The sequence below is a fragment of the Nannocystis exedens genome (assembly GCF_002343915.1).
Lineage (GTDB): Bacteria > Myxococcota_A > Polyangia > Nannocystales > Nannocystaceae > Nannocystis > Nannocystis exedens.
This window is the reverse complement of record NZ_NETK01000001.1, coordinates 5,624,633-5,648,591: the sequence shown is the minus strand read 5'-3', so window position 1 is coordinate 5,648,591 and position 23,959 is coordinate 5,624,633. Positions and strand designations below refer to the sequence as shown.

Below are 23,959 nucleotides of genomic sequence, written 5' to 3'. Positions count from 1 at the left end.
CGCCATGGACGCGCCCGTCGCCGTTTGCTATGCGGCCTCGCGGCATGAGTGTCGTCGTATCGAAAGCTCCTGTGTTTGTTCCGCAGGGCCCCATCGTCCATCTCAATCCTGAACTGCATCCCGACTTCGAGTACTTCGGTGAACCGTTGCTGCTCGGCAGCTGGACGCTCGGGGACGAAGATCCCCTCACCGCGATGGCTTACCTCATCAAGGACAAGTCCGCCCACCCGCCGCGCGTGCTGGCTGAAGTCTGGTTCTGGGAGCCGCGCCTCGGGAGGCGACCGCACGGCGCGTTCCGGATCGAGCCAGGAGGCGGGCCGTACGACGAAGCCTGGACGCATTCCCTGCGCTGCGCGCTGCATGAACGGCTCTTTCCGCCGCCCGACAAGCGCGCGAGCTTGTAAAAGCTAGCGACGCTCGCTGCCCCGCGAGCGCACGAAGAGACCTGTCTCAGGGCCGGCGCGAGGCTCGCCTCACGCCGGCCCCGCCAGCCACGCCGCCATCGCCGCGTGTCCGCGGCGCAGCGCCGCCGGCCCGGCGTCGAGGCGGAACGGCGTCACCCGCGGCAGGTCGTCGACCACCAGCACCTTGCGACCTGGCCCATCGGACAGCCCCTTCGGCACCTCCGCCGACAGCCCGCGCCACGGGCTGCGCGAGCGCAGCGCGTGGTGGAGCGCCCGTTCGCCGGGCTGCAGCGCGCACAGGCCCAGGCGGTCGGCCACCCCGCCGTCGAGCAGCAGGCGGCCCTCGTGGCGGAGCGGGCGGAACATCAGCGGCACCGTGCAGGACGCCTGGATCGCCGGTCCCAGCGGCCCCTGGTCGACCGCGCGGACCCGGCGGGACGCGATGTCGTAGACCACCGCCGCGAACGGCAGCCGGCAGTCCTCGACCCGGCGGACCCCGCGGTCGTCGAGCAGCGAGCGCAGCTTCGCCGCGAACTTGCCGCCTTTGAGCAGCCCTCCGAGCGGCAGCCCCGGGTCCCAGAAGTCGGCCCGGCGCAGGCGCAGCAGCTCCTCGGCCAGCTCGGTCGCCGACAGCCCGGACGCCCACAGCCCGCCGGCCAGCGCCCCTGCGCTGACCCCGACGATCCGCCGCGGCGTCAGCCCGGCCTCCTCGAGCGCCTGCAGCACCCCGGTGTGGGCGAAGAAGCCGAAGAACCCGGCCGACAGGGCCAGCGTGAACGGCTCGGCGGCGAGCCACTCGCGGTTGGAGGCGTGCTTCATGGATGACTCAAGGGACATGTGCGTACAGCAAGGCGAGGACACGATACCCGGCCACCAGCTCCTCGGGAAGCCCGGAGCCCGGCAGCCCGCGCGCGCGCGCCTCGGCGAACAGCTGGGCCAGCGCCAGGGCCGCGGCCGCGAACAGCGCGTCGTGCGGCGCCTCCTCGGCCAGGGCCTGCTGGATCTCCGCGTTGCGGCGCCCGAGCTCGATCGACCACGCGCGCCCCTCCGCGTTGCCGAGCCGGGCCGCCTGCCACGACAGAATCGCCCCCTCGACCGCCACCGGCCGGGTCAGCGCCTGCCGCAGCAGCCCCTCGAGCCGGCGCGGCCCCGGGGCCAGCCGGCGCAGCGGGTGCTGCTTCAGCGACTGCGCGCACATGTCCGATAGGGCATGTGCGTCGAGCCCTGGCTTTTCGCGCATGAACTCCGAGACAGGCGAACCAGGCGCCGCGCAGCGCTCGTGGAAGGCGTCGAGCCCGGCCCGCTGGGGCGAGCCGGGCGCGTGCAGCAGCCGCTCGCGCAGCGCCGTGCGCACCACCTCGCGGGCCAGCCCCTTCACCTGCGCCGCCAGGCGTTCGCTCCCGGCCCGCGCGCCCTCGCGGGTCAGCGCCAGGCGTCCGCCGATCCAGTCGAGCGGCGGCGGCAGCTCGAGGTCGTTGATGTGCAGCCCGCCGCCCCACACCGCGATCTTGGCCGGCCGGGCCTCGACGCGCAGCGCTCCCAGGTACAGCGCGTCGGCCACCGGCAGCACCGCCAGCGGCGGCGGAGCCCCCCCGGCGCGGCGCACCGGCGCCCGGGTGGGTCGCGTCGTCGTCGCTGCCGTCGCCGCGGCCGCCAGCGGGTGCCCGGCCGCGTGCAGCAGCCGCGCCTCGCCGGGCGTCACCAGCAGCGCCGGCCCGGCCAGCGCGCGCGTCCCCGACCCCGGCGGCAGCAGCCCGAGCTGCTCCGTCCGCGCGTCCGAGCGCGACACCATCCGCACCGGCTCGAGCGTGCGTGGGTCGTAGCGGACCCACAGCGGCGCGTCGACCACCTCGGCCACCGCCAGCCCGAGCGCCTCCGCGACCAGCAGGTGGGCTCGCAGCTCGGCGCGCTCCCACGGCGGCCGCGCCGACGCGAGCGCCTGCGCGATCGCACCTGGCCCGAGGACCAGGCGCCGCTGGTCCTGCGCCGGCGCCGGCAGCAGGTGGCCCTCGGGCGTCGTCGGCATGTCCCAAAGGACAGCCGCGCCGATCATCCGCTCGCACAGCGCCCGGCCCTCGCGGCTCAGCGCCCACGGCTCGTGGCGAGGGTCGGGCGAGCGGAAGGTCGTCCAGCGCTGCTTCGGGTCCTCGACCACGATCCCGCCGACCTCGCGGCAGCGGACCAGCGCCTGCTGCAGCGTCACCGGCTGCCCGGCCATGTCGTGCCCGACCGCCAGCGCCAGCAGCGGCGACTCGTCCCACGCCAGCGCCGCCGCCTCTTCGCCGCCCGGCTCGCGCCGCGGCCGGTAGCGCACCGCCAGCGCCGCCCCCGTCAGCGCATTCGCCTGCGCGCGCACCAGCGGCAGCTCCCACGGGCTCTCGTGGGCCAGCGCCGGCGCCAGCAGACGATCGAGGACCCGCAGCGCCGCCGCCCGGCAGCTCTCGGCGATCGCGTTGAGGAGCCCCTTCTCGGCCCGCAGCCCGTCGATCGTCAGCGCCTCGGGCGTCTCGCCGGCCAGCTTGGCCACCAGCGTCACCCCGGCGATCGTGCGCGCCGGCTCGCGCACGTGGGCGACCCGCCGCTCGTGGAACAGCAGCGCGATCGCCCCCTCCTCGGCCGACGCGAACCGATGCACGAACGCCTCGACCGTCACGCGCACGCGGGCGCCCGCGGCCGTGGCCGCGCTCGCCTCCGGCCCCATCGGAACCTGTACAGGAGGCAATGCGCTTTTGAACAGGTTCGAAAGGTCAGCTCGTTCGAACTGCGGGCTCTCGCCGAGCGCGCGCGCCGGCACCGGCCGGGCCTCGGGGATCTGCTTCAGCAGCAGCGCCAGCTCCGACGGCCACAGCGCGTACACTCGCGCCTGGATCGCCGGCGCCACCGACTCGGCCTGGTGCGGCCACACGTAGACCAGGTCGCGGCCCTGGCGGCAGCGCTGGGCGACCTGCTCGATCGGCGCCGGCCGGCCGCTCACCGTCGGCGCGTGACGCAGCTCGGTCGGCCACTGGACCGCGAAGCCCGCCGCGCTCTTGTCGGGGAAGCTGTGGGCGCGCGCGTCGAGCAGCCACGCCGCCAGCAGCTCGCAGCCGGCGTCGAGCGCCACCGACGCCTCGTCGGCGGTCAACCGCACCCGCGGGCACTCGATCCACCCCGCGAACTCGGCGGGCGTCAGCCCGAGGCGGGTCAGCGCCGGCGCCAGCGACACCAGCCGCACCCCCTCGCGCACCAGCCACGGCCCGCCCTGCTCCGGCGCCCAGCCCCACGTCCCGACCGGCGCCTCGGCTGTCCCGAGAGACACCTTGAGCCCCGGCAGCGGCCGTCCCAGCTCGATCCCCTTGCTCGCCGTCTGGCTCGGCTCCGCCCCCGGCAGCGCCGCCAGCCACAGCTCCGTCAGCCCCGCCTCGGCCCCGGCCTGGCGCGCCAGCCAGCTCGTCAGTCGGCGCCCGAAGCCCGGCCGCGGCCACTGCAGCTCGACCTCGAACGCCTGCGGCAGGCAGCGCCCGGCCGACCGCAGCTCGCCGTACGGGTCCTGGCCGGCCGCGTGGCTGTCCTTGCGGACATATCGCACCGCCCCCGCCGCGGTCCGCACCTCGACCGCCACCGGCGCGCCGGCCAGCGCCTCGTTGACGCCCGCGCCGACCAGCCGGCGCCACGCCGCCGCCGGCCCCGAAGGATATGACCCTTCGGACATGTCCGAATCGCCCTCCGCCGCCGCCAGCACCAGCCCGCGCAGGTCGACGTCCGCGTAGTCGAAGCCGGCCGTCGAGAACGTCAGCGTCAGCGTCCGCAGCTCGCCGTCCTCGCGCTCGCGGGCGAAGCCGCGGGCCCCGGGCGCCACCGCGTTGGCCGCCCGCACCAGCGGCAGCGTGAAGTGCCACGCCCCCGGCCGCGGCAGCTCGCGCAGGCGCAGCACCGCCTCGGTGCGCGCCACCGTGAACGCGCGCAGCGCCCCCGCGTCGCCCTCGGCGCGGCGGATCCGCGCGAGCACCGAGGCCACGCTCGGGTGCAGCTCGCTCATCCGCGGCCCCTCCCGCGAGCGCTCGTCCCCGTCCGCCGCGCCGGCACGCGCGCGAGTCTACCGCAACCCGGCGCCCCGCACCCGCGCGCGGGCTCCGTCACGCGCAGACGAGCGGCGCCGTCACGCACTCGAGCTGCTGCGAATCGACCAGGATGTACGGCCGCAGGCACGCCCACGCCGCGCTCGCGGTGTTCTGCGCCCGACAGTCGGCGAACAGCTGCGGCGGCTCGAGGAGCAGCGCCGCCTCCCGGTACTCGTAGTTGAAGTCGTTGAGGACCTCTCGGCGCGAGATCACGAACTCGCCGGCGATCTCGAGCGCCCCCCTGTCGGTGCCCAGCACCGGCCAGCTCAGCTCGTACGTGACCAGCCCCGGCGTGCGGTCCCGCAGCGCCTCGAGCAGGCAATGCACGCGCGACAGATCCTCGGTGCCGGCCGCGTCCTCCCGCTCCGGCGCGCCCTCGAACGTGAACAGCCCCGCCGGCCCGTTCGACGGGCACACCACGGCGTCCTGCCCGCACGTGAACTGCACCGGCAGCACGTCCTCGTCCGGCGGCTCGAACGTCTCGAACGCCACGCACTCCCCGCCGGTCGTCGTGTCGCTCGTCGTCGTCCCCGGCTCCGTCGTCGTCGTCCCCGGCGCCGTCGTCGTCGTCCCCGGCTCCGTCGTCGGCGCCGTGGTCGTCGGCGCCGTGGTCGTCGTGTCGCTCCCCGTGTTCGTCTCCGACGGCGTGGTCGCGGTCGTCGCCGGCTCGGGCCCGCAGGCCCCGCTGACAAGAGCCAGCGCACCGAGGAGGGTCATGAGCTTCGTCGTCGTCAACGTCGGTCTTCCGGCGCGGGTGGTGCGCTCACTGTCGCACGCGGCGGCTCCGGTCGCCATCGCCGATCGAAGGCTGCGACCTGCCCGGCAACCAGGCGCCGGCGCTCGGGTCTGGAGCATGATATGTCTCTCGAGACAGCCAGCGCGCCGGCCCACGAGCCACGGCCGCGCCTCGCCGTCTCATCGACATGTCTCTCGGGGCACTCGCGCCGCGGGAGGCGCCCCGCCGGCCGACGCTCCGCTCCCGCCTCGCTCCGCGAGCACGCCGTCGCCGGCCTGACCTGACTCGCCACGGTCACGCGACCGAGCCGCTCTCACCCCGCGCGCCCGAGCGCCGCGTCGATCGCCTCCGCCACCCGCTCCGGCGCCGGCGCATCGAGGAGCTGCGCGCGGATCGCCAGCGCCAGCGCGCGGCAGGCCGCCCGCGGCTCGGCCGCGTGGCTCTTCGCCGCCGCGCGCAGCAGCGGCTCGCCGGCGTCGAGCCACAGCGGCGCCGCGCGCCAGCACGCCGCGGCCACCGGCTGACCTGTCCACAAGACCAGCACCCCCACCGGCCCGCGCCCGAGCTCGATCCCGACGCCCCCGCGCGGCGGCTCGCCAGCCTCGCCGGTCCCCACGCGCAGCCGCACCGGCGCCCCCGCGCTCACCAGCCCCGCCTCGACCGTCGCCCGCAGCGCCTCCGCCTCGCCGGGCGCCTCGCGGATCAGCGCGCAGCCGCGGCCGAGCTCGGCCATCGTCAGATCTGTCCCTTCGACCAGGCGAGCGAGCCACTCGAGGTCCCCCGCCTCGGCCGCCAGCACCGGCACGCCTGCCCCCGCCGCGACCGCCAACAGCCGCGAGGTCGCCTCGCTGGCCTGCAGCGGCGCCCACAGCAGCGGCCGCCCCAGCGCCTGCAGCTGCGCCAGCGACAGCGCCCGCTCTCCGGCCAGGTCGCGCAGGATCGGCCGCCCGAGCAGGCTCGCGCCGAGGTGGCTGCGCTCGCGGGCCAGGTGCGCGTGCAGGTACGCGTAGTGATCGTGGCGGGCCGGCGTCCACGGCCCGGCCTCGGCCGCGGCCTCGGCTGTCCTCTCGACCAGGCGCTCGCGCAGCCCCGCGATCGCCTGCGCGATCTTCCCCAGCACCGCCGCGCGGCCCGGGTCGTCGACGACCTTGTCGCGCGCCATCGTCGTGCGCAGGTTCGGCGAGTCGGCCCAGACCTGCAGGTGCTCGAGCGTCGGCCCCTGCGGCGGCTGCAGGTCGGGCAGCAGATCGGCGGCTGGCCCTTGAGACAGCACCAGCCCGCGCCGCAGCAGCACCGCCTCGGGCGGCACCGCGAAGGCCACGTGGATCGCCCCGTCGGCCTGGGCCTCGACGACGGCCAGCGCCCCCGGCGGCGCCGGAGCGTCCTGGATCAGCTCCGGCCCCTCGCCGCCGGCGACGTCCTCGAACGACAGCTCGAGCCGGCAGAACCGGCACCAGCGCCACAGGCTGTCGCGCACGGCCTCGGCGATCTGGACCCGCTCGGGCGCCCGGCCCCGGCGCAGCAGCGTCACCGTCGTGCCCTCGAACGGCTCGGCGAGCGGCCGCTTGTCGAACCGGCGGTCGGCGTAGAACGTCAGCTCCCACGCCTCGCCGGCGCGGCCCGTCTGCACCACCACCGCGTCGGGCTGCCAGGCGAACACGCTGACGAAGCCGATCCCGAACCCGCCGGCCATCGTGCGGTCGTCGGCCTTGGTCGACGCGAACAGGCGCGTCAGCCCGCCGTCGATGATCGCCTCGTCCATGCCCGCGCCGGCGTCGGCGACCCGCAGCTCGAACACCACCTCGTCGGGGTCGGCCGACTCGCCGGGGTGGACGTCGAGCGCCACCTCGGCGCGGTCGCTGCCGGCGTCGAGGGCGTTCTGCACCAGCTCGCGCAGGAAGTCGTAGGGCCCCTCGAACTGCGCGACCAGGCGGTCGAGCAGCGCCGCGACCCCGCTCACGCGCGACCGACCTGTCGTTTGGGACCTGGCCTCAAGAACATGCCTTACGTTCTTGCGGGCTTCCTTACGGCGCTTCGCCGACCAGCGCCGCCAGCTCGGGGTCGGCCGCCAGCAGCGCGCGCACGTCGCCGGCGATGTCGAGCTCGAGCGGGCTGGAGATCGCCGGGCGCCCGCGCAGGCCCCAGATCCGCTTCGACTGGTAGCGCACCGCGCCGAGCGGGTCGCCGTGCAGCATGATGCAGGCGTCGAGGCCGGCGTCCGGCTCGCACGACTCGGTGCGGATCTTCACAGACTTGTCGTCCTGCAGCAGGCGCATGTGAGCCCGACCCTCTTGCCCGTCGGGCTGCCACTCGAACAGCTCGAAGCTCCCCCGCAGCATCGAGCCCTTGTACAGCGCGCCGAACTGGCGCCGGCCCTTGGCCTCGAACACCACCAGGGCGCCGACGCTGTCGTCGACCTTCTTCGGCACGTGGGTCAGCCACACGCGATTGGTCAGCGGCAACGAATTCTCGGCGCCGTCACCGCCGCACGCAGTCATGGTTGTCAGGGAGACCCCGACAAGCGCCAGGGTCGCAGTTTGCAGAATGCGCGAAAAGCTGGTCACGGTGCGCTATGGTCGCAACAGTCATGGTTCGTCGCAAGCGTTCCGCACCAGTTCTGTGCTCTGGCCCGTTGCTCCTGCTTGGGGCCGCTCTCGCGGCGGCCGGCTGCGAGGGAGGCGCAAGCAAGACCGCCCCGGCCCCTGCCGTGGCGAGCAAGACCGAGAGCAAGTCGGAGGCCCCGAAGAAGAAGGCGAGCCGGCCGGTGCCCTCGGCCGCGCAGCTGCTCGAGACGGCGAAGAAGTACTTCTCGCCGCTGCCGGCCACCGCCGACTCGCCGACCAACCCGATCACCCTCGAGAAGGTCGCGCTCGGCCGGATCCTCTACTACGACACGCGGCTGTCCAAGAACCACGACCTGTCGTGCAACAGCTGCCACAAGCTCGACGACTACGGCGTCGACCACGAGGCGACCTCGCCGGGTCACAAGAAGCAACGCGGCGAGCGCAACACCCCGACGGTCTACAACGCGGCCATGCACATCGCCCAGTTCTGGGACGGCCGCGCGACCGACGTCGAGGACCAGGCGCTCAAGCCGGTGACCAACCCGGTCGAGATGGCGCTCGCCGACGAGGCCGCCTGCGTCGCCTCGGTCAAGTCGGTCCCGGGCTACGCCGACCTGTTCAAGGCCGCCTTCCCCGGCGACCCCGACCCCTGCAACCCGCGCAACATCTCGCTGGCGATCGGCGCCTTCGAGCGCGGCCTCACCACCCCCGCGCCGTTCGACGACTTCCTGAACGGCAACATGACCGCCCTCAACTCCGACGCCCTCCGCGGCCTCGAGCTGTTCATCGAGCTCAACTGCGTCAGCTGCCACACCGGCCCGACGCTCGGCGGCACGATGTACCAGAAGCTCGGCGCCGTGAAGCCGTACGAGACGAAGGACCTCGGCCGCTTCAAGGTCACGAACAAGCCCGAGGACAAGTACGTGTTCAAGGTCCCCGGCCTGCGCAACGTCGCCAAGACCGCGCCCTACCTGCACGACGGCTCGGCCAAGGAGCTCGGCGACGCGCTCGACGTCATGGCCGAGTACCAGCTCGCCAAGGGCAAGCTGTCCGACGAGGAGAAGACCTACCTGATCGCCTTCCTCGACAGCCTCACCGGCAAGATCGACATGGACTACATCAAGCTGCCCGAGCTGCCGGCCAGCGGGCCCGACACGATCAAGCCCGACCCGAACTGACCTGACCCGAAGGTCAGTTCGCCCGTCGCGCGACCTGACCTTTCGACCATCGGACAGCGGTGCCGCGGACCCGCGCGTGACCGCGGCACCGCTGTCACACTTGACCGTCCATGCCGGCCGAGCTACCCCGATCGTGCATGCGTTCGCTTATTTTCGGCTGTTCATCCGCGCTCCTCCTGCTCGCCGCCGCACCGGCCTCCGCCGCCGAGCTCGTCACCACCAGCGACACCGACTTCGAATTCGCCTCGGTCGTCATCGTCTCGCCGGAGGACGGCGCCGTCCTCGAGGGCAGCCCCGACGCCGTCGTCCCGGTCACCATCGAGCACGAGGGCTTCAACCCTCTGGCCGTCTCGCTGTGGGTCGACGACGAGAAGCTCGCCGACTGTCCCGAGGCGCCGCCCTGCACGATCGAGGCGACCCTCTCCCCGGGCATCCACAAGCTGAAGGCCGTCGGCGACGACGCCGTCGCGCAGTTCGACAGCCACGAGATCACGATCGAGGTCAAGGAGGCCGGCAACGCCACGGAGGGCCCCGACACCGAGACCGGCGCGGACACCGAGACCGGCTCCCCCACCACCGGCGTCGAGCCTGCCACCGACACCGACGCCACCGCGGGCGACACCGACGCCACCGCGGGCGACACCGATCCCACCGACGGCGGCGAGAGCGACGGCAGCGGCAGCGGCAGCGGCGACAAGGAGGGCTGCGGCTGCAAGGCCGTCCCCGGCGCGCCCGACCTGCTCGGCCTCGCCATGTTCGCCCTGTTCGCTCCCTGGCGCCGCCGCCGGCACGCCTGAGCCGCCGAGGCGCCATGCGACCCGCCCCCGGCCTCCGTCCAGCAAGCGCGCGGCTCGGCGCGCTCGCCACGATCGCGGGCGCAGCCTGCCTCCGACGCGCGCGCGCGGGGTTCGGCGCGCTCGCCATGATCGCGGGCGCGGCCGACCTTTTCGCGTGCGCGCAGGAGCCCGGGCCCGTCGCCTCACCTGTCCCCGAGGCCATGGTCCATCGCCTCACCGCCTTCGAGTACGCGAACACGGTGCGCGACGTCCTCGGGGTCGAGGCCGCGCTGACGCGCGAGTTCCCGGCCGACCCGCCGGCGCTCGGCTTCGACGCGGTGGCGGCGTCGCAACCCCCCTCCTCGCTGCTGGTCCAGCTCTTCCAGCACTCGGCGGAGTCGATCGCGGACGCGACGCTGCGCTCCGGGCCGGCCCGCGCGGCGCTCGTGGTGTGCGAGCCGGACCCCGCCGAACCCGCGCCGTGTCTGCGCGCGATCGTCGAGCCGCTGCTCGGCCGCGCCTGGCGGCGCCCGCCGACCGACGCCGAGCTCGATCGCTACCTCGCGCTCGTCGACCCCGCCGAGCTCGACGCCGGCCTGCGCCTCGTGCTCGAGGCCGCCCTGCTGTCGCCGCACTTCACCTTCCGCTGGGAGCGCGACCCCGGCGGGCCCGGCGAGTCGCACTGGCTCGACGACTACGCCCTCGCCGCCCGCCTGTCCTACTTTCTGTGGAGCAGCGCCCCCGACGACGAGCTGCTCGCGCTCGCGGCCGTCGGCGCGCTGCAGCACGCCCCCACGCTCGCCGAGCAGGTCGAGCGCATGCTCGCCGACCCGCGCAGCGCCGGCTTCGTCGACGGCTTCGCCGGCCAGTGGCTGTACTTCCGCGGCCTCGACGACATCTTCCGCGACGCCCACCGCTACCCGCGCTACGACGACGCGGTCCGCGAGTCGATGCGCGAGGCCATGCGCCGCCGCTTCCGCGAGTTCCTGGTCCCCGGCCGCGACCTCCGCGACCTCCTGCTCGACACCCACGCCCACGTCGACGCCGAGCTCGCCGCGCTCTACTACCTGCCCGAAGAGCTCGCGATCGACACGTTCACGCGCATCGACCTCGGCCCGCACAAGCGCCGCGGCCTGCTGACCGAGCCGGGCCTGATGACGGTGCTCGCCTACCCGTTCGCCAGCTCGCCGACCCGCCGCGGCCGCTTCGTGCTCGAGCAGCTGCTGTGCTCGCCGCTGCCCCCGCCCCCGCCCGAGGCCGCCGCGCAGGCCGAGAGCGAGGCGAGCACCGCCCGCGAGCGCCTCGAGCAGCACCGCGCCGATCCGGCCTGCGCCGGCTGCCACGCGATCCTCGACCCGATCGGCCTCGCCTTCGAGCACTTCGACGCCGTCGGCGCCTGGCGCGGCAGCGAACACGGCGAGCTCATCGACGCCGCCGGCGAGCTGCCGACGGGCGAGCGTTTCGCCGATGTCCGCGAGCTCGCCGCGATCGTCGCCGACGACCCCCGCTTCCCCCGCTGCGTCGCCACCAAGGTGCTGACCTACGCGCTCGGCCGTCCGCTGGTGGCCGAAGACGAACCTGTCCTCGAGGACATCTACAAAAAATTCGTCGCCTCCGGCCGCGATCTGGTCGCGCTGCTCGTGGCGGTGGTCCAGAGCGATCCGTTCCGGATCCGCCGCGCCCAGGAGCCCGCATGAAGCCCGCGCGTCTCGCTCCTACTCGGCGGCACGGCGCTCGGCGTTCGACCTGCGCGGACCTGGCCTCGAGTTCATGTGACTTCTCGTTCCTGCCGCAGGAGCCCGCATGAAGTCGACCACGCGTCACGCTCTCTCGCGCCGCGCCCTCCTGGCCGGCGGCGCCGTCGCGGTCGGCCTGCCCTTCCTCGACGTCATGCGCCCCTCGGCCCGCGCCGCCGGGCCGGTCCGTCCGCGGCGGCTGCTGTGCTACTTCGTGCCCAACGGCGTGCGCGGCGACGCGTGGTTCCCGGCACCCGACTCGGAGCTGCAGCTCTCGCCCTCGCTCGCCGCGCTCGCGCCGGTGAAAGATCGCCTGATCGTCTTCTCCGGCCTCGCCAACGCCCCGGGCATGCCCGAGCTGCCGGGCTCGCACGCCTCGGGCACGGCCGCGTTCCTCACCGCTCGCAAGGCGCGGCGCTCCGAGGTCGACCTGCACGTCGGCGTCTCGCTCGACCAGCGCTTCGCCGCCGCGAACGCCGGCGCCACTCCGCTGGCCTCGCTGCAGCTCGGCTGCGAGGGCGGCGGCTCGTTCGGCGCCTGCGACATCGGCTTCGCCTGCGCCTATCATCGATCGATCTCCTGGTCCTCGCCGACCACCCCGCTGCCCAAGCTCACCTCGCCGCGGCTCGCCTTCGACGTCATCCTCGCCGGCGACGACCCCGGCGCCAGCGCGGCCGCGCGAGCCGGGCGGCGGGCCGCGAGGCGCTCAGTCCTCGACGTCGTGCTCGCCGACGTCCACGACCTCGAGAGCGACCTCGGCGCGGCCGATCGCGTGCGGCTCGACGCCTACCTCGACGGCCTGCGCGCGCTCGAGCGCCAGGTCGATGCCCCAACCGGCCTCGGCGCGTGCACGGCCGCCAGTCCGCCGGGCGAGCCGGCCGACTTCCCGGTCCACGTCGACATGATGACCGAGCTCATGGTCCTCGCGCTGACCTGCGACCGCACCCGCGCGATCTCCTTCATGCTCGGCAACGCCGCCAGCAACCGCGCCTTCCCCTTCCTCGGCGTCGAGGGCGGCCACCACGACCTGTCCCATCACGCCGGTGACGCCGCCAAGATCGCCGGGCTGCGCCGAGTGGATGCCTGGCAGGCGGCCCAGTTCGCGCGCCTGCTGCGGCGGCTCGCCGACACCCCCGACGGCGACGGCGACCTGCTGCGTTCGACCGTCGTCCTGCTCGGCAGCGACGTCGGCGACGGCAACAGCCACACCCACCACGACCTCCCGGTCCTGCTGGCCGGCGGCGACGACCTGTGGGGCGGCGGCCGTCACCTGGTCTACGAGACAGGCACCCCCCTGGCCCGCCTGTACGTCTCGATCCTCCAGGCGCTCGGTCTGCCCGACACCCGCTTCGGCGAGGACGGCGACGGACCCCTCCCCGGCCTGCGCCTCGACGCCTGACGACCAAGATCGCCGGGCTCATGGAGCTGCGCCAACGGGCATGTTTACAGGAACATGTGCGAAAAAACATGTTCTGACGGACATGTCTTGATGCACTTGTCCTGTCTTTAACCCTTCGCCGACTTCGCCTTCCCGGCCTGCCTCGCGCGCTTCTTCTCTTTCGCCCGCGCCGCCAGCAGCGAGTCCATCGCCGGGGCCGGCGCTGCGAGCCACCAGCGGGGCACCACCTCGTCGAGCAGGGTGAGCCCGCCGTTGGTGGCGTAGCCGAGGGACACCTTGAACTCACCCTGTTCGACGATCCCCCAGCGGCCGAGCGGCACGCGGCCGCGGAACTCGTCGGATTCCTCCCTGGCCAGGGCGGCCGCGAACTCCTCGCGGGTCACCGCGACGTCGCCCTGCCCGGCCTCGGCCAGCGTCACCAAGAAAGCGCGCGCGTGCAGGCGGATCCCGGCGATCGCCGAGTTTCCGGCGACCTTGGCGAACAGCTCCGGCAGCCCCTCGCGGGCCTGCATGCGGTACGCCAGCGCGCCCAGGTTGTATGCCGCCGCCACCTCGTCCACGTCGGCCTGCGCCGCGCGCTCGAGCATCGTCATCGCCGCCGGGATGTCGCCGGAGAGGGCCGTCACCATCGCCGCGTTGTTGAGCGCGAGCGCCCGATCCTTCCCCGTCTTGCGCTCGCCCAGCGCCGCGAACGCCTGGGCTGCCCGCTGCAGCGACGCCTTGTCGCCCTCGCGGCCGGCGATCGCGTCGAGCGTCGCGCGGATCGTCAGCGCCGTGTCGGCGTCGACGGTGTCCGGCAGCGTCATGCCCGACTTCATCGCCGCCAGCAGCAGCTCGCCGTCCTCCCACAGGAGCGCCACGTCGAGCTGCGCGCGGACCTGTTGCACCCGCAGGTCGGGGTCCTGCTGCAGCGACGCCGGCAGCGGCGCGTTGGCCAAAAGCCGCGCCTTGCGCGGGTCGTCGAGCAGCCGCGTGCTCGAGAACACCAGTCGCCAGGCGTCGCGCGACTCGGGGAACTTGCGCGTCAGCGCCATCGCCTTCTCGGGCAGCTTGCGCACCGTCGCCATCGCCGGCTCGCGCTGCTTGGCCAGGAATTTCGGCACCGCCTCGCGCGCCAGCGTGAACAGCAGCTCGAGCACCGCCGCGCGCGCCGGGTCGTAAGCCCGGAAGCCGCGGGCCAGCTCGAGCACCTCGTCGAAGCGCGCGTCGAGGTCGGTCACCGGCGCGTCGGGCTGCTGCGCCAGCTGGGTCGCGACCTCGCCGATCATCATCGGCGGGATCGTGCCCAGCGCCACCTCGTAGTACAGCCGATCGTGATTGCTCAGCTTGCGCGCCGCGCGGATGTGGCGGATCACCCCTTCGACGTCGAGCTGGCGGTGGATCGCCACCAGCCCCAGTCCCGTCAGCGGCCGCGCGTCGTTCGGGTGGGCCGCCGCCAGCGCCTCGAACGCCCGCTGCGCGTCGCCCAGGCGGTTCAGCTTCAGCAGCAGGTGCCCGCGCTCGAGCTGCTGCTCGAGCTGCGTCGCCTGCTCGAGCTCGAGCGTCCGCCGCACCATCGTCCCCGTCGTCGCGAGGTCGGCCAGTCGTTTTTCGAACGCCGCCGCCTTGTCTTCGCCCGGCTCGTCGGGCCCGCGCGCCTCGGCCTGCTCGCGCGCCGCCTCGGCGCACGCCGGGTCGAGCGCCGCGTAGCACACGCCCATCACGGCCGCCCAGTCGCTGCCGGTCGCGCGCTCGCCTTTGCGCTGCACCGCCAGCCGGCGCAGCGCCACGCCCTCCTCGTACTGCTCGGCCTCGACCTTCGCCTGGCTCGCGCGCGCCAGCACCTCCGGCACCGTCGGGTGGTTCGGGTGCTCGCGCAGCAGGCGGGCCGTCGCATGCATGTGCAACGCCGGCGCGCGCTCGACCGCCCGGTCGAGCGCCGCCACGGCCTCTTCGATCTGCCGCGCCTCGAGCTGCGCCTCCTTGCGCGCCAGCTCGACCGCCAGGTGCAGCGTCTGCCCGAACAGCCCGCTGCGCTGGAGCATCCGCAGGCCGTGGACCACGCGGTAGGCCTTCGTCAGCGCCGCCAGCAGCTCGGGGTCGTCGCTGCCGGCCGCGACCGCGCGCTCGGCCAGGATCAGCCCGCGCGCGAACACCAGCGCGCGCTGCATCGCCGCCGCCGTGTCGGCGGCGTCGACCTTGTCCCACCCCGCGATCGCCTCGCGCGCCTCGGCCACCACTTGCGCCGACTTCGGGTCGCCGCTCAGCGACGCCTCGATCTTGCCCTTGAGCCAGGTCGGGAGCACCTCGTGGAGCGGCGGCTGCGGCCCGGGGTCGAGGCGAACGGCGACCGCCGCGAGCTCCGTGTCGACCACCTTCGGAGCCGCCGCCGCGGGCGACTCGGCCGGCGTCGACGTGGTGGGGGCGGGCTTGCACGCGGCCGCGAGGGCCATCACCAGCGCGAGTCGTCGCATCGACGCAGCTTACCGCGGGCCGCGCAGCGCCGTCTCGACCGCGGGATCGCGCCAGGACAGCCACAGCCACAGCGCGGCAGCGAGCGCGAACGCGGCCGCGAGCACGAAGGCCCACTGCAGCCCGAACTCCGCCGCGTGCCCGCCCGCGCCCGAGCCGATGAAGCGCGCCGCGCCGTAGCACAGCGCCGCGTACAGCCCCTGCACCGAGTTGCGAAAGTCGGGCGTCGCCTTGTGGTCGAGCACCATCGGCGGCAGCAGGTACAGGCTCATCACCACCGGGCCGTGCAGCACCTGCGTCGCCAGCACCGTCGCCGGCGTGGCGACGGTGGCGAGCAGCGCCATGCGTGCGGTCATGCAGGCCGCGCCGAACAGCATCAGCGAGCGCACGCTCGCGCGGCGGAGGATCGCCGGGGCCAGGAACAGCCACGGCAGCTCGGACAGCACCCCGAGGTTCGACGCCAGGCCGACCCATGCCGGATCGATCCCCACCTCGACCACCAGCCGCGGGTAGAACGCGTAGAACACGCTGATCGACACGAACAGCAGCACCAGCGGCCCGACCAGCGCGAACGTCGACGGCCGCCGCAGCTCGGCCCACGCCGCCGCCGTCGGCACCGTCGCCCCGCTGCGCGGCTCGGGCACCACGCGCGGCAGGAGCGGCGCGCACACGACCGCCAGCGCCGCCGCGGCCGCGCCCGTCAGCATCGCCGCGCGGCCGCCCGCGAGGCCCGAGTGCATCAGCGCGAACAGCACGAACGCCGGCGCCATGAAGCCGAGGCTGCCCCACACGCGCAGCGCCCCGTAGTTCGGCGCCGTCGCCCCGGTCGCCCGCGCACGGGCCATCTCGGTGAACGCGAGCGCGTCGAGCAGCGGCGTCATCGGCGTGTAGGCCAGCCCGAACGCCGCCGACAGCAAGAGCGGCGCCGTGAACCCGTCGGCCCACGCGAACACCAGCAGCACCGCGCACGACAGCGAGTAACCGACGGCCACCAGCGTGCGGCCGGGGACCTTGCGGTCGGCCAGCGCCGCCATCACCGGCGGCGCGAGCAGGACGGCGAGCCCGTACGCCCCGGTGATCCAGCCGATCTGGCTGTCCGGTAACTTCAAATCATGTCCCAAGAACACTGGCACATAGGGCAGGTACGCCCCGACCACCGCGTACAGCAGGAAGTAGTGGAGCTTGAACCCCGCCGTGCGCATGCGCCTCAGCGGAACACGTTTTCGCGGTAGAAGCGGAGCTCGGCGATCGACTCGCGGATGTCGTCGAGCGCGCGGTGGGTCTCGCGCTTGGCCGGCGCGCTGACGGTGGGGTACCAGCGGCGGACCAGCTCCTTGACTGACGACACGTCGATGTTGCGGTAGCTGAGGTGGCCGGCGAGCGCGGGCATGTAGCGGATCAGGAACCGGCGGTCGTGGCCGATCGAGTTGCCGCACAGCGGCGACTTGCCGGGCGGGCAGTGGCGGCGGACCAGCTCGAGCACCTGCGCCTCGGCCTCGGCCAGCGACACCGTCGACGCCTTGACCGCCGCGGTCAGCCCGCTGTTCCCGTGCTGGCGCGTGCACCACTCGTCCATCGCGTCGAGCACCGCGTCGGGCTGGTGGATCACGAGGTCGGGGCCCTCGGCGACGATGTTGAGGTCGCCGTCGGTGACGATCGCGGCGATCTCGAGGATCTGGCAGTGGTCGGGGTCGAGGCCCGACATCTCGAGGTCGATCCACACGAGCGGGGGCGCGGCGTCCATGGCCGCGCGATCCTACTACGGCTCTTGCAGGGCCGCGAGCACCTGTCCGATCTCCGCCAGCTCGGGATCGTCGGGCAGCGCCTTCTTCGCCGCCTCGAGCCGCTCCCACGCCTGCTCGATCGCCAGGGTGTCGCCGGCGTAGTACTGGATCGCCCGCAGCGCCGCCGCGTACGCCAGCACCGCCTCGCCTTTCTGCAGCCAGGCCGTCTCGCCGGACAGCAGCTCGGTCAGCTTCCACTGGGCCACGGTCTGCTTCGGCTCGCCGGAGACCGCGTCGGCCCAGCGGATCTCGACCTCGAGCACCCCGTTCATGTCGAGGTCGGCGACGCACGGGCGCAGGCGGCGGTGGACCACCGAGTTGTCGGTGGGTGCCGCGGTGACGTGGTCCTGGCCGACCGCCTCGGCGTCGGGCGCCGACGCGGGCTCGAGCTGGAGGCCCGGCGGCAGCGTCACGCGGACGTCGACCGTCGAGGCGGTCAGGCCGACCAGGCTGAGGAAGCGCTTGCCGAGCTGGATCTCGGCCGCCTCGGTGCTGCCGACGTAGATCGACGGCCCCGCGCCGGCCACGCCGATGGCGTCGATGAGGCCGCTGCGGTAGAGGCCGGGGTCACCGACGCCGACGCCGATCGCGTGGACGCCCGTCTTGTACGCGACGTCGCCGGCGCGCTTGGCCATCTCTTCGAGGTCGTCCTGGGTCGCGGTCGCGCCGCCGTCGCTGATCAGGATCAGGCGGTTGATGTCCTTTGGGACATACGCCATGTCGGCCTGCGCGTAGCCGGCGCTGAGGGCCTGCGTCAGCTCGGCCGAGCCGCCGACGGTGAACCCGTCGATCGCCGCGAGCAGCTTGGGGTCGTTCGGGCCGGCGACCATCGTCGCCGGCAGCAGCGGCGCGTCGGCCTGGTTCCAGCTGACCACCGCGACCGTGTCGCCGGCGCGCAGCTTGCCTGCCAGCACGTGGCCGGCGGTCTTCAGCAGCTCGAGCGCCTTGCCCTCCATCGAGCCCGAGTTGTCGAGCGCGAGGGTCAAGTGGACCGGCGGGCGGTCGGCCTCGGCGAGCTCGGGGCCGCGGATCGCCACCTGCAACTCGAACATGTCCCCGAGGTCATCCTTGCTCGCGCGCAGCTGGGCCCCCGCGAGAAGCTCCCCGGGCGGGGCCAGCGGGTAGGCGAACGTGTAGTAGTTGAGGAACTCCCACGGGCGGATCGCCACGCTGGTCAGCGACGGCCACGGCCCGAGCATCGCCTCGCGCGCGTGGGCCGGCGACGACATCGCGTCGGGGTCGCGCGCCGCCAGCCGCCACGCGGTGACCTGGTCGCCGCCGCACAGGTCCGCTTCGGGGACGTTCTGCGGGTCTTTCTCGTCGCTCGGCGCCGGCTCGTCGGAGGGCGGGGCCGGCAGTTCGCCGGAGCTCGAGGTCGTCGCGGGTCCGGGGTCGTCGCCGCCGGTCGTGAAAGAGCCGCCGGACACCTCCGACGTGCCCTCGGTGCCGGAGTCGCCCTGCGAGGCGGACAGCGATTCACCCGACGCGAACCCGCCGAGCGCGTCGCTGTCGGTCTCGCCGGCCTGGCCGCCGTCGAGGTTGGCGGCCGACGAGCACCCGACCATCAGCGCCCACAGCCCCAGCGCGGCGCCGAGGCCTCCCCGCCACGACCGCGCTCGCGGTGCATCGTCGGTGCGAGCTGCGTCCGCGGGGCGAACGACAGCGGCGGCAGGGGTTGGCGAGCACGCAGGGGGGGACCCGCGAAGAGAGGACATGGCGACCTCAGACAAGGAGTAATTCAGTGGGGGGGCCGAGGCCCGGGGCCCGGGGGCCCGTCCGAGGCCCCGTGGGGGCTTTCGGAAGCGCAAGCTTGAACTCAAGAGGCCGAACTCGGCCCGAGTTCAGTATATCGGGCCTGGCTGCGACGCGCCAACCCGCGGCAGCCACCCGACCGGCCCCGGCGAGCGCAGACCGGCGTCAAGTCGCGGGCCGTCCGAGCACCCGGTCGAGGGCGGCGCGGATCCATGCGATGTGATCGTAGTCGGAGCGGCCGCTGATCGCCTGCGGCGCGACGACCCGCGCGACCACGTGTCCGGGTGGGTCATGCGGTTCGGCCGGGCGCTCGACGAGGTGGATCTCCACCTCTTCCGGACACGCGGTGCACCGCGGCAGCGCGACCTGGCCGCCGTAGGCGTCGACGCAGTCGCGATAGTGCAGCCCGATGACCTCCGGGGCCTCGACGGCGAAGCCCGAGCGGTCGAATTCTCCCAGCCGCACCATCACCAGGCCGAGCCCGTGCAGGAAGTAGGTCGCCTGCTGCAGCGCCGGCAGGTCGCGCGACAGCCCGTCGAGCTCGAGGTCGACGCTGCCGAAGCGCCGCATCCCGCGGGTCGTGAGGCGCACCGCCTCGGGCTGGCGCGGGTCGACGAACGGGACCACGACGACCTGGTCGGCGACGTTGCCGAGGCTGGCCTGCAGCCGGCGCGCGGCGAACGCCGCCGGCCCGACGGTCTCGAGCGTGTCGGGGTCGTGGACGAGCGCGCCGGTGTCGGCCGCCACCGCCCTGACCAGCGCCTGCAGAAGCCGAAGCCCGCGGACGCCGCTCTGGTTGCGATACAGCGCGCGCAGCATCACCAGCTGGGTGCGCTCGGGCAGGCTGGCCCGCTCCTCGGGCTCGAGCGTCCGCGTCAGCTCGGGGTCGGCGAGCAGCTTCGGCTCGACCGCCGCGGCCGGCAGCGCCTCGATCTCCAGCCCCAGCAGGTCGGAGGTGGCCCAGACCCGGGCCGCCGCCTCCGGGTCGAGCGGCTGCTCCTCGCTGGCCTTCGGGACAGCCGGGTCCGGGCTGCGCAGCGCGCTCATGTCCGCGCGCGGCGGCGTGGCCACCAGGTCGAGCAGCAGCGCGACCTCCGGGTCGTCGATGCTCTCGGCGAACATGCGGCGCACGATCGCCTGCAGCTCCTCGCGCGTCGGGGCCGGCCCCGGCGGGCCGGGTAGCAGCAGCACGTACCCGAAGGTGATCCGGTCGGCGAACACCACCCGATGGGCGGCGGCCTCGGCCCGGCGCGCCTCCTCGGCCGCCAGCTCCGCCGGCGTCGGCGCGGGCGGGGGCGCCTCCTTCGCCTCGCTCGGCGCCGGCTGCTCCGGCGTCGCCGCGCGCGGCCGCGCCTGCTCGGCCGGGCGCCCGCACGCGAGGCTGCACAAAAGGACATGCCCCCAGAGGCATGTCTTCTTAAACATTGTCCTCGGAGCCATGTCCTTCATGACCTGTCCCGAAGTTCACACCGCCCCCGCGTGGCGGCCGATCAGCGCCGCCACCAGGGCCGGCTCGACGTTGCCGCCCGACAGGAGCACCCCGACCCGGCGCCCGCGCAGCGCCCCGGACAGCGCGGCGGCCAGCCCGGCCGCGCCGGACGGCTCGACCAGGACCTTGGCGTGCAGCAGCAGGGCCACCAGCGCGCGCCCGAGGGCGTCGTCGTCGACCTCGAAGCTGCCACGGACCGCCCGGCGGGCGATGTCGAAGTTCTGCTCGCCGACGCGGACCGGCCTCAGCCCGTCTGCCAGGGTCGGCCCCGGCGGGACCGGCACGCGCGCGCCGGCGCGGAGGCTCTGGGCCAGAGCGTTGCAGGTGCCGGGCTCGGCGCTGTAGACCGCGATGTCGGCGGCCTCGGCCACCAGGCAGGCGCCGGCGATGAGGCCGCCGCCGCCGACCGGCACGACGATCGCGTCGAGCTTCGACCCGCGGGCCAGGGCCTCCTCGACCAGCTCGAGCGTCGCCGTGCCCTGGCCGGCGATGATGTCGGGGTCGTCGAACGGGTCGACGATGGCCCCGCCGGTGCGCTCCTGGACGGCGAGCGCCGCCGCGCGCCGCTCGTCCGACGTCGTCCCGGCGAACACGATCTCGGCCCCGAGCGCGCGCACGCCGGCGACCTTGACCGCCGGGGCGTCGACCGGCATGGCGATCGTCGCCGGCACCCCGAACTCGCGCGCGGCCAGGGCCACGGCCTGCGCGTGGTTGCCGGAGCTGTAGGTGATCACGCCGCGGCTGCGGGTCTCGGGGCTCATGCGCCCCACCGCGTGCAGCGCCCCGCGCGCCTTGAACGCCCCGATCCGCTGCAGGCACTCCGCCTTGAGCCACAGCTCGGCGCCGGCCAGCGCGTCGAGGGCCGGCGAGCGCAGCACCGGCGTCCTCACGACCTTCCCGGCGAGGCGCTCCGCCGCGGCGCGCACGTCTTCGACCGACATCGACACGCGCGCCAGGCTACACCGGCGGCCGCGGCTTTGGTACGACTCTCCCGCTCGTGGCCTTCGGACCCGCCTTTCGCCCGCCGACCTGGGCGCTGTTCGCACTCGCCGCCCTCGCCGTCGTCGCGCTCAGCGCCTGGTCGATCGCCGCCTGCGGACCGTGGGACCCGTGGGAGACCCACTACGGCGAGGTGGCGCGGCAGATCCTCGTGCGCAGCGACCCGCTCGACCTCTGGTGGAAGCCCGGCGTCGGCCCCGACGGCAACGCCGAGAACACCTTCTGGTCCAAGCCGGCTCTGCCGTTCTGGCTGATGGCGCTGAGCATGAAGCTGCTCGGCGTCGGCCTCGGTGCGGCGCCGGACGAGATGGTGCGCGCCCCCTGGCCGGAGCTGGCGATCCGCCTGCCGAGCATGCTCACGGGCCTGGCCTGCGCGGTCTTCCTCGGCTGGGCCTGCGCCCGCCTGCTCGCCGCCGCCCGTCCGGCCGACCCCGGCCAGCCGGTGCGCGCCGGCTCTTACACCGCCCTCGCCCTCGTCACCATGCCGCAGTGGGCGATCGTGAGCCGGCAGGCGCTGACCGACATGTTCTTCGTCGCCCCGGTGACCCTGGCCATGGCCGCCTGGGCCCTCGCCTGGCTGCGCCCGGACCGGCCCCTCCGCCGCCGCGCCCTCGTCACCCTGCTCCCGCGCCGCCTCCGCGCCCGCTTCGCCGGCCCCGCCGACGCGCCGAACCGTCATGTCTCTTCGGACATGGTCCATCGGCCAGCGACGTCCGACGCGCGCGGCGAGCTGTCCGCGCGTACAGGTGCGCGTCCGGCGGGGGCGAGCGCCGTGAACCCGGCGCAGGCCCGCGCCGACGCGGCTTTTGCTGCCGATCTGTCCGGAGAGACAGGCGGCGCCGACCTGTCCGCATCGACAGCCTCGCCCGACCCCGCGGCCCGCGCGGCCGGACGGCGGGAGGTGTCCGATCTCCCGCGCGCCGCGACCGGCTGGCGCGCCCGGATGGCCGCCGTCGGGCGCTGGACCATCCCGTGGGACGCCGCCTACCTCGGCTTCTTCCTCCTCTTCCTGCTCGCGGTGGTCGCCCCGACCGCGGCCCTCGACCTCCACGTCAGCAGCGACCACACCGTCGCTCGCGTGTCGCGCTTCGTGAAGAAGCCCGGCGTCCCGCACTTCGGCACGCTCGTGAAGATCCACCTCGTCATGCTCGGCTACGCCGCCGTGGCCCTGCTGGTGCTGCTGCGGACCTTCCGCTGGCGCACGCGCGCGCAGGTGTGGATGGGCGTGCTCTACCTCGCCGCCGGCGTCTCGCTGGTCGGCAAGGGCATGATCGGCCCCGGCCTCGTCGGCCTGCTCGTGCTGCTGCACCTGCTGGTCGGCGGTCGCCTGACCGTCGCCAACCTGTGGCGCTGCGGCCCGCTGACGGGGCTCCTGCTGTTCGCGCTGGCCTCGCTGCCGTGGCACCACGCGATGTGGATCTACCGCGGCGACTCGTGGCTCAACGAGCTGATCATCGTCAACAACCTGGCCCGCTTCGGCAGCGGCGAGCAGGACCAGGCCGTCGGCGGCTTCGCCTACTACCTGCGCACCCTCGGCGTCGCCGCGCTGCCGTGGTCGGCCGCCCTGCCCGCCGCGCTGTGGGCCGCCGCCCGCCGCCTGCGCGACGACGGCGCCTCCGAGCACGTCCCCGGCGACCTGTCGCATTCGACAGGTCCCCAGGGACATGCCTCTCGGGCCAGCTCCATCGCCGACGCGCCGGCCCCGAGCTCGTCCGAGCTGTGGCGGTTCGCCCTGCTGTGGTTCTGCGCCACCCTGGCGCTGCTGACCACCAGCGTCACCAAGTATTATCACTACCTGCTGCCGGCCCTGCCGCCGCTGGCCCTGCTGCTGGGCCTGTGGCTGAGCGAGCCGGCCCCGGCCGCGCGCGACCGCAAGCTCGCGTGGGCCGCGGCCGGCCTCGGCACCGCCCTGCTGGCGCTGGTCCTGCGCGACGCGATCGTCGAGCCGGCGTGGATCACCCACCTCACGACCTACCTCTACGATCACATGTGGCGCAACGGCGCGCCCGAGACCACCGGCCTCGTCGCCTGCGCCCTGCCGTTCGCGCTCGGCCTGGCGCTGTGGGCCGCGCGGCGCCAGCGGGCCGCGCTGGTCGCCATGCTGCTGGCGGGCTTCGTCACCCTGCACTACACGCTCAACAGCTACCTGCCGGCGGTGTCGGAGCACTGGTCGCAGCGCTCGGCGATCCGCCACTACTACGACCACCGCGGCCCCGACGACCCGCTGGCCAGCTGGTGGTTCTACTACCGCGGCGAGACCTTCTTTACGAAGGGGGCGGTGTGGGTGCAGAAGGAGGCCGACCGCGAGACCCTGGCCGAGCTGATCGAGGCCAACCGCGGTCACGGCCGCAACGTCTGGATCATCACCACCGGAGGCCACGGCGCCCGCGCCAAGAGCTCGCTCCCGGCCGACCTCCGCGCCCGCAGCGAGGTCGCCTACGAGAACGCCCACTACACCCTGCTCAAGGTCCCGGTCCCCTAGAAGGTCCGCCGGGTCCTGGCGGCCGAGCACGGAGCCGGCCGCGCATCAGACCGAAGGGACATGCCCTTGCGTACATGTCCCTTCCGCCATCGAGGCTCGTCAGTACAGG

17 protein-coding genes are annotated in these 23,959 nt (G+C 74.2%); 6 read left to right on the top strand and 11 right to left on the bottom strand.

Annotated elements, in window-relative coordinates:
* Positions 1-44: 44 nt before the first annotated feature.
* Positions 45-404: a hypothetical protein gene (locus NAEX_RS22245; RefSeq protein ID WP_143140234.1), complete on the top strand. Its 360-nt coding sequence runs from the start codon at positions 45-47 to the stop codon at positions 402-404.
* Between the two features lie 69 nt (positions 405-473).
* Here the strand turns inward: NAEX_RS22245 and NAEX_RS22240 are convergent, their stop codons facing one another.
* From NAEX_RS22240 to NAEX_RS22220, 5 genes are all read right to left on the bottom strand, one after another.
* Positions 474-1,223 carry a patatin-like phospholipase family protein gene (locus tag NAEX_RS22240; RefSeq protein ID WP_096329483.1) on the bottom strand — a complete coding sequence of 250 codons (750 nt, stop codon included), beginning with the start codon at positions 1,221-1,223 and terminating at the stop codon, positions 474-476.
* Between the two features lie 7 nt (positions 1,224-1,230).
* On the bottom strand, positions 1,231-4,422 hold the full coding sequence (locus NAEX_RS22235; RefSeq protein ID WP_096329482.1) for a hypothetical protein: 3,192 nt from the start codon (positions 4,420-4,422) through the stop codon (positions 1,231-1,233).
* A 97-nt stretch (positions 4,423-4,519) separates the two neighbouring features.
* Entirely contained in the window at positions 4,520-5,221 is a 702-nt protein-coding gene (locus NAEX_RS22230; RefSeq protein WP_143825604.1) for a hypothetical protein, read from the bottom strand.
* Positions 5,222-5,553: 332 nt separating this feature from the next.
* Entirely contained in the window at positions 5,554-7,200 is a 1,647-nt protein-coding gene (locus tag NAEX_RS22225) for an ATP-binding protein (protein WP_096329480.1), read from the bottom strand.
* Between the two features lie 64 nt (positions 7,201-7,264).
* Positions 7,265-7,738 (bottom strand): hypothetical protein, encoded by a 474-nt coding sequence (locus NAEX_RS22220; protein ID WP_096329479.1) that lies wholly within the window; start codon positions 7,736-7,738, stop codon positions 7,265-7,267.
* A 209-nt stretch (positions 7,739-7,947) separates the two neighbouring features.
* Between NAEX_RS22220 and NAEX_RS22215 the strand changes: the two genes are divergently transcribed.
* The 4 genes from NAEX_RS22215 (at position 7,948) to NAEX_RS22200 (ending at position 12,893) form a co-directional block, all read left to right on the top strand.
* On the top strand, positions 7,948-8,982 hold the full coding sequence (locus NAEX_RS22215) for a cytochrome-c peroxidase (RefSeq protein WP_245913779.1): 1,035 nt from the start codon (positions 7,948-7,950) through the stop codon (positions 8,980-8,982).
* Between the two features lie 137 nt (positions 8,983-9,119).
* Positions 9,120-9,779 carry a hypothetical protein gene (locus tag NAEX_RS22210; RefSeq protein WP_096329477.1) on the top strand — a complete coding sequence of 220 codons (660 nt, stop codon included), beginning with the start codon at positions 9,120-9,122 and terminating at the stop codon, positions 9,777-9,779.
* A 200-nt stretch (positions 9,780-9,979) separates the two neighbouring features.
* Positions 9,980-11,455 carry a DUF1592 domain-containing protein gene (locus tag NAEX_RS22205; protein WP_170135911.1) on the top strand — a complete coding sequence of 492 codons (1,476 nt, stop codon included), beginning with the start codon at positions 9,980-9,982 and terminating at the stop codon, positions 11,453-11,455.
* 106 nt (positions 11,456-11,561) lie between these two features.
* Complete coding sequence (locus tag NAEX_RS22200) at positions 11,562-12,893, top strand: DUF1552 domain-containing protein (RefSeq protein ID WP_096329475.1); 1,332 nt, start codon at positions 11,562-11,564, stop codon at positions 12,891-12,893.
* Between the two features lie 107 nt (positions 12,894-13,000).
* On the opposite strand, the gene NAEX_RS22195 is transcribed toward NAEX_RS22200, so the two are convergent.
* The 6 genes from NAEX_RS22195 to NAEX_RS22170 form a co-directional block, all read right to left on the bottom strand.
* The gene (locus NAEX_RS22195; protein ID WP_143140232.1) at positions 13,001-15,346 is read right to left on the bottom strand and encodes a hypothetical protein; all 2,346 of its coding nucleotides are present in this window, start codon (positions 15,344-15,346) and stop codon (positions 13,001-13,003) included.
* Positions 15,347-15,355: 9 nt separating this feature from the next.
* Positions 15,356-16,546: an MFS transporter gene (locus NAEX_RS22190; RefSeq protein WP_096329473.1), complete on the bottom strand. Its 1,191-nt coding sequence runs from the start codon at positions 16,544-16,546 to the stop codon at positions 15,356-15,358.
* A 5-nt stretch (positions 16,547-16,551) separates the two neighbouring features.
* The gene (orn, locus tag NAEX_RS22185) at positions 16,552-17,088 is read right to left on the bottom strand and encodes an oligoribonuclease (protein ID WP_096329472.1); all 537 of its coding nucleotides are present in this window, start codon (positions 17,086-17,088) and stop codon (positions 16,552-16,554) included.
* A gap of 15 nt (positions 17,089-17,103) precedes the next feature.
* Complete coding sequence (locus NAEX_RS22180) at positions 17,104-18,693, bottom strand: vWA domain-containing protein (protein ID WP_170135910.1); 1,590 nt, start codon at positions 18,691-18,693, stop codon at positions 17,104-17,106.
* A 352-nt stretch (positions 18,694-19,045) separates the two neighbouring features.
* Positions 19,046-20,305 carry a hypothetical protein gene (locus tag NAEX_RS22175; protein ID WP_143140231.1) on the bottom strand — a complete coding sequence of 420 codons (1,260 nt, stop codon included), beginning with the start codon at positions 20,303-20,305 and terminating at the stop codon, positions 19,046-19,048.
* A 39-nt stretch (positions 20,306-20,344) separates the two neighbouring features.
* Positions 20,345-21,310, bottom strand: coding sequence for a threonine ammonia-lyase (locus NAEX_RS22170; RefSeq protein WP_096333699.1), 966 nt, complete (start codon positions 21,308-21,310; stop codon positions 20,345-20,347).
* Positions 21,311-21,366: 56 nt separating this feature from the next.
* Here NAEX_RS22170 and NAEX_RS22165 point away from each other — a divergent pair, with 56 nt between their 5' ends.
* Complete coding sequence (locus NAEX_RS22165) at positions 21,367-23,850, top strand: hypothetical protein (RefSeq protein WP_096329469.1); 2,484 nt, start codon at positions 21,367-21,369, stop codon at positions 23,848-23,850.
* Positions 23,851-23,959 lie beyond the last annotated feature (109 nt).

Excerpts from the sequence above, each read along its gene's own strand:
- NAEX_RS22245 (WP_143140234.1), top strand. The coding sequence starts at position 45 with ATGAGTGTCGTCGTATCGAAAGCTCCTGTGTTTGTTCCGCAGGGCCCC.
- NAEX_RS22175 (WP_143140231.1), bottom strand. The coding sequence starts at position 20,305 with ATGTTTAAGAAGACATGCCTCTGGGGGCATGTCCTTTTGTGCAGCCTC.
- NAEX_RS22205 (WP_170135911.1), top strand. The coding sequence starts at position 9,980 with ATGGTCCATCGCCTCACCGCCTTCGAGTACGCGAACACGGTGCGCGAC.
- NAEX_RS22235 (WP_096329482.1), bottom strand. The coding sequence starts at position 4,422 with ATGAGCGAGCTGCACCCGAGCGTGGCCTCGGTGCTCGCGCGGATCCGC.
- NAEX_RS22230 (WP_143825604.1), bottom strand. The coding sequence starts at position 5,221 with ATGACCCTCCTCGGTGCGCTGGCTCTTGTCAGCGGGGCCTGCGGGCCC.
- NAEX_RS22170 (WP_096333699.1), bottom strand. The coding sequence starts at position 21,310 with ATGTCGGTCGAAGACGTGCGCGCCGCGGCGGAGCGCCTCGCCGGGAAG.
- orn (WP_096329472.1), bottom strand. The coding sequence starts at position 17,088 with ATGGACGCCGCGCCCCCGCTCGTGTGGATCGACCTCGAGATGTCGGGC.
- NAEX_RS22195 (WP_143140232.1), bottom strand. The coding sequence starts at position 15,346 with ATGCGACGACTCGCGCTGGTGATGGCCCTCGCGGCCGCGTGCAAGCCC.
- NAEX_RS22180 (WP_170135910.1), bottom strand. The coding sequence starts at position 18,693 with ATGGTCGGGTGCTCGTCGGCCGCCAACCTCGACGGCGGCCAGGCCGGC.
- NAEX_RS22200 (WP_096329475.1), top strand. The coding sequence starts at position 11,562 with ATGAAGTCGACCACGCGTCACGCTCTCTCGCGCCGCGCCCTCCTGGCC.
- NAEX_RS22190 (WP_096329473.1), bottom strand. The coding sequence starts at position 16,546 with ATGCGCACGGCGGGGTTCAAGCTCCACTACTTCCTGCTGTACGCGGTG.
- NAEX_RS22210 (WP_096329477.1), top strand. The coding sequence starts at position 9,120 with ATGCGTTCGCTTATTTTCGGCTGTTCATCCGCGCTCCTCCTGCTCGCC.
- NAEX_RS22220 (WP_096329479.1), bottom strand. The coding sequence starts at position 7,738 with ATGACTGCGTGCGGCGGTGACGGCGCCGAGAATTCGTTGCCGCTGACC.
- NAEX_RS22240 (WP_096329483.1), bottom strand. The coding sequence starts at position 1,223 with ATGAAGCACGCCTCCAACCGCGAGTGGCTCGCCGCCGAGCCGTTCACG.